This is a genomic window from Lentibacillus populi (assembly GCA_014642895.1).
Taxonomy (GTDB): domain Bacteria; phylum Bacillota; class Bacilli; order Bacillales; family Amphibacillaceae; genus Lentibacillus_C; species Lentibacillus_C populi.
Genome location: BMJD01000091.1, coordinates 1 through 3994 on the forward strand (window position 1 = coordinate 1; position 3994 = coordinate 3994).

The following is a 3994-nucleotide window of genomic DNA, read 5'->3' on the forward strand; positions in this document are numbered from 1 at the left end:
ATTATCATGCGTATCAATTTGAACATACGTATCTTGATTCAACGATACAACAACGTAAAACAAGAATTGGCTTTCTGACGTCAAGGCTGAACCGGAAAGAAGAGGAATTAAAACAGTTACGTACCAAATACAGCATTAGTTGTCGGCCGGATCATATCTGCTGCAGGCGGCTCTCTGATCATCGTATTGTCTATCACGATTGCGTCTTCTATCGTGAAGGAAAAATACCAGGCCAGGGCAATAGGTACGATTACGATGGGGGTAAGCGCGTCTTTGGTATTAGGGATCCCTCTTGGGCTGTTAATTGGTAAAGCTTATGGATGGCGTGCTCCATTTATATTGATATCTGTTTTAACACTTATAACTATGATCGGTATTGCTGTTTTACTGCCCAGGATAGCGCCAAAACAAGTAATACCATTACGCCAGCAATTATTAACATTGAAAAAGCCAAAAATCATTAGCGCTCAATTAACGACAGTGTTAGTGTTAAGTGGTCATCTAACATTATATGCCTACTTCACTCCATTTCTGCAAGAGGTGTTACATTTAAACGCCAATTGGATAAGCTTCGTTTATTTTGTTTTTTGTATAGCTGCAGTTGTAGGTGGCGGCCTGGGCGGATGGTCAGCTGATAGGTGGGGTTCAGTAAAAAGTACTTTAGTCATTATTCCTGCATTTGCAATCGTCATTTTCCTTATACCCGTATCAACATTTTCTTTCTATTTATTTTTAGTTGTAATGGTTGTTTGGAGTATGTTAAGTTGGGCTATCACCCCGGCACAACAAAACTATCTTATCAAAACTGCGCCTGAATCCTCCGATATTCAACTAAGTTTAAATGCTTCTGCTTTGCAGTTGGGGATAGCTTTAGGATCAGCAGTAGGAGGAGTTGTAATTGCCAATCACTCCATTGTAAATAACGCGTGGGTAGGTGGCCTGTTTGTCCTTGTTGCCTTTTTATGTGCTATTTTTTCAGTTACCAGACCTTCGATAGAATTGTTAGCAACAAAGGAACGATTTGAGCATTTGCAAAAGGAATCTGTATGATATTACAGATTCCTTTTTAATAGTTAATTTATTTTTGTCATCGTCCTAATAAGGATTTTTCTCTATTATTTCCTGTTCATGACCTTTTGTTTTGTGGGGTATCGGAATATCTGTTTTGCAAGTTTAAATTTTTATTGACAAATAGTAAAGGTGGATGTATTCTATAAAAAGTTACCTATTCAGTGGTAACCTAAAATAAGATGCTGGCGTTCTTAAATTTCTACTTTTGGTAAGCGATAACAACAATGTTAGTGACAAAAGCATGTCTGAATTGATTGCAAGTTTATTTATAAGGGATTTGGATTATTTTAGACAAATGTGTAACCGGTTACTCCCTGTCACGCTTCCAGTAGGAGGATTTCGGTTTTGTCTTAGCAAAATTTCTTTATGATCTACACTAGATTTGTCATGCCTAACTGCATTTGAGGTAAGGAAAAAAGTAGATATTTTATATGGGGGTTAACGTATGAGGATCATCTATTTAATTTTAAGCTTTTTACTTGTTTTCATTATTGGGTTTATATTCAGCAGTGATCGCAGGAATATTAAAGCAAAACCGATCATTGTAATGATAGTCTTAGAGTTAATACTATCTTGGATATTGTTAAACACAATTGTTGGTATTGGTTTAATAGATGCAATATCTGATTGGTTTAATGCGCTTATGAACACCGCTGTTAAAGGTGTTGATTTTGTTTTTGGTGGATTGGAAAACGAACCTGGTGCAACTTTCTTTATTAACGTGCTTTTACCTATTATTTTTATTTCAATATTAATCAGTTTCTTGAATTATATCAAAGTGCTACCTTTAATTATTAGGTGTATCGGCTTAATATTAAGTAAAATAAATGGCATGGGCAGATTAGAAAATTACTATGCGATATCAGCCGCTATCATTGGACAGTCCGAAGTATGGTTAACAACGAAAAAACAATTAGGGCACCTTTCTGATAAACGCTTGTATACGTTATGTACCTCTTCCATGAGTGCAGTTAGTATGACAATTGTCGGGGCATATATGCAGATTATCCAACCGAAATTTGTTGTAGTTGCCGTTGTGATTAATATTTTATCCGCCCTTGTCATCGCTAATCTGATTAATCCCTATGACCTCGATAAAGAAGAGGACAAACTGATTACGGATGACAACGGAGAAAAACCAGCTTTCTTCCAAATGATCAGTGACAGTATTATGGATGGCTTTAAGGTCGCCATTACTATTGCAGCCATGTTAATTGGATTTATGGCCTTAATATATTTTGTTAACGATGCATTCACCTTTATTTTCCATAAATCATTCCAAGAATTAATTGGTTATATTTTTGCGCCAGTTGCCTTTGTTTTAGGTGTACCCATGCAAGATATTGTACAGGCTGGAAGTGTAATGGCGACAAAGTTAGTAACCAATGAATTTGTTGCTATGACGGACTTAAAAGCAATTATGGGTGATTTATCTGCTAGAACGATAGGTATTGTTTCCGTCTTTCTTGTGAGCTTTGCCAACTTTGGTTCTATTGGTGTTATTACGGGCTGTGTTAAAGCCCTCAATTCTGAAAAAGGGGATATCGTGGCAGGATTTGGAGGTAAATTACTATTAGGCTCTACACTAGCCTCTATTTTATCAGCTGCAATTGTTGGTGTTTTTTTATAAAAAACACCAACAATATATAAAGAAGGGAAAAAGGAGCGGGACGATCGTATTGAAAAAACACATGATATTGTATTGTTTTTCAGATATAATTTATCAGACTTTCTTGGGTTTAAGGAAAAATCTTTGAAAGATAGAAATCAAGTTGTTGAAGATCTCAACGATGAATTTGGTGATAAGTTTATTATCTTTCCGAATCCAATGTATGGGGGTGGGAGAATGCACAATATTTTCAAGACAAGAGTGATCAACAAAAAACGGAGTTACGTAAAGACCAATTACAATCCTTTAAACCATAGTATATTTAACATCCAAGAATATTACGAAGGGGACTAAAGATATGAAAAATGTTATTTTAGACGTAGACACTGGTGTTGATGATGCACTCGCCATTGCATATGCCGTTCATTCACCGGAACTAAATATTCTAGGTATAACGACAACCTTTGGAAACACATCAGTTATGGAAGCAACAAGAAATACATGTCAACTTTTACAAGTACTTGATGCCGAAGAGATCCCTGTTTTTCAGGGTGTTGAAGAAACTTTTGCGGGACATGTGCCTGCTGATAAAGCAACTTGGATTCACGGTGAGAACGGTATTGGTGATGCTCAGCTGCCTTCCACGGATAAACAAGCGGAGGACATGGGTGCTCGTGATTTTATTATTTCTGCTGTTCGTAATTACCCTAAAGATATTACGATTTTAACAACTGCAAATCAAGGGAATTTGGCAAGAGCGATTGAGAAAGATCCAGAAATAGTAAATTTGGTACAAGAGGTCATCCATATGGGCGGGGCTATAAACGTGCCAGGTAATATAACGCCTTATGCTGAAGCAAACGTTTATCATGATGCTGAAGCAGCACAATTTATTTTTCAATCTGGTATTCCAATAACACTCGTCGGTTTAGATGTTACACTAAAGACATTGCTCAGACGATCGGTATTGGATGAATGGAAAGAAAGAGATACACTACTTTCACGCGCGCTAGCAGATATGTGTCATTTCTATATGGATGCTTATGCCAAGGTTGAGCCGGAATTGAATGGATGTGCACTGCATGATCCTTTAGTGGTCGGTGTTGCTATTGATTCATCTTTTGTTAAAACAAAAACGATGACAGTCAACGTGAAAACAGAGGGTGCAGAAAAGGGACAATCTGTAGGTGTAGAGAATCAAGATGGTAATGTTAAAGTCACTAGCGTTGCATTAATTATAACTAATAATAAAAAATGTTGGTAATGTTCAATTTTTAACTGTCTAGACAACAAAAAATCCTTTATAATGAATAG

The 3994-nt window shown here is 36.6% G+C and carries 2 protein-coding genes and 1 pseudogene; all 3 read left to right on the forward strand.

Going from position 1 to position 3994, the window contains the following annotated elements; all coding sequences use genetic code 11:
- Window positions 1-135: 135 nt before the first annotated feature.
- Window positions 136-1050 (forward strand): annotated as a pseudogene (locus tag IEX12_RS22845) (MFS transporter); the annotation flags it as partial.
- A gap of 466 nt (window positions 1051-1516) precedes the next feature.
- Window positions 1517-2701, forward strand: coding sequence for a NupC/NupG family nucleoside CNT transporter (locus tag IEX12_RS22850; RefSeq protein ID WP_155555034.1), 1185 nt, complete (start codon window positions 1517-1519; stop codon window positions 2699-2701).
- A gap of 337 nt (window positions 2702-3038) precedes the next feature.
- A complete protein-coding gene (locus IEX12_RS22860; RefSeq protein ID WP_188725968.1) occupies window positions 3039-3944 on the forward strand; it encodes a nucleoside hydrolase in 906 nt (301 codons plus the stop codon).
- The last annotated feature ends 50 nt before the right edge of the window (window positions 3945-3994 follow it).

Coding starts and splice junctions, on each gene's coding strand:
- IEX12_RS22850 (WP_155555034.1), top strand. CDS start 1,517: ATGAGGATCATCTATTTAATTTTAAGCTTTTTACTTGTTTTCATTATT.
- IEX12_RS22860 (WP_188725968.1), top strand. CDS start 3,039: ATGAAAAATGTTATTTTAGACGTAGACACTGGTGTTGATGATGCACTC.